Source organism: Undibacterium sp. RTI2.2, assembly GCF_035018705.1.
GTDB lineage: Bacteria > Pseudomonadota > Gammaproteobacteria > Burkholderiales > Burkholderiaceae_D > Undibacterium.
In genome coordinates, this window is sequence record NZ_JASJXN010000111.1 from 1 (window position 1) to 1,268 (window position 1,268).

The following is a 1,268-nucleotide window of genomic DNA, read 5'->3' on the forward strand; positions in this document are numbered from 1 at the left end:
AAACAAGAAAACCAATCGCAACAGTGGCCACACCCATGCTCGACTTTACTGGTTTGGGTATTTTGCAAGAAGCTCAAGGTTCTTTCTAAACAAATCTCAGCGCAACTCCCATAGCGATTTTCTGTTCGCTCACAAAACGCATGAAGACAATTCTGCAGATCGTGGTGATATCCCCTTGTGCATTTCCATACAACAGCAGACTCGTTTTTTTGGCGAGGGCATGCCTCCAAAGCGCATGCTGGCGGCTCGAATACTGAATAAGGTTTCGCTCGGAAGCGCAGTCAGCAACGATGTCATCTCTCCGCTTAATAATGGCATCTCTCGTCACTTGGTCACCGAATCAGTCATTCTTCCTGAATTTGTGCCATTCAATAATTGATAGTGGCGTCCAACTAGAAACACTTTATAGCGATATCGTGATAAACCAAGAGGCTATTCATGGTCAAATTCAGATGCAAAAATGCCCAAACTTGAAATTCAAGATTTGGGCATTTGTTGGGAGTTTTTAGTTTACGACTTTAATGTTCAGTTGACGATTTTAATTGCCAAGAATATTTGCTTCCTAAGACACAAACTAATTATTCCACCGTTACGCTCTTAGCCAAATTCCGAGGCTTATCGACGTCCGTTCCACGTGCCAGCGCAGTGTGATACGCCAGCAATTGCAGCGGTACAGTATGCAATATCGGTGACAACATGCCGTAATGTTCCGGCAAACGGATGACGTGTACGCCTTCGCTTGAGGCAATGCGGGAATCTGCGTCGGCGAAGACGTACAGCTCGCCGCCACGGGCGCGGACTTCTTGCATGTTGGATTTTAATTTTTCTAGCAGCGCGTCTTTTGGTGCGACTGTGACGACCGGCATGTCTTTGGTCACTAAGGCTAACGGGCCGTGTTTGAGTTCTCCTGCGGGGTAGGCCTCTGCATGGATGTAGGAAATTTCTTTCAGCTTTAATGCGCCTTCCAAAGCGATTGGGTAGTGCATGCCGCGGCCTAAGAATAAGGCGTTTTCTTTGCGGGCAAATTCTTCTGACCAGGCGATGATTTGTGGTTCTAAAGCTAGCACCGCAGTGATCGCTACAGGTAAGTGGCGCAGGGCTTTGATGTGTTCTGCTTCTTGCTCATCGCTGAGTCTGTCTTTGCTTTGCGCCAGTGTCAGTGCCAACAAGAATAGCGCTGCCAATTGGGTGGTGAAGGCTTTGGTCGATGCGACGCCGACTTCTACACCGGCGCGAGTGATATAGGCCAGAGCGCATTCGCGCACCAT

2 protein-coding genes are annotated in these 1,268 nt (G+C 48.3%); one reads left to right on the forward strand and one right to left on the reverse strand.

Going from position 1 to position 1,268, the window contains the following annotated elements; genetic code table 11:
• The coding region (locus QN395_RS21295; RefSeq protein WP_323493030.1) for a hypothetical protein at positions 1 to 379 on the forward strand (379 nt) is incomplete at its 5' end.
• A gap of 199 nt (positions 380 to 578) precedes the next feature.
• On the opposite strand, the gene QN395_RS21300 is transcribed toward QN395_RS21295, so the two are convergent.
• A partial coding sequence (locus QN395_RS21300; protein ID WP_323493144.1) for an SIS domain-containing protein occupies positions 579 to 1,268 on the reverse strand: 690 nt, incomplete at its 5' end.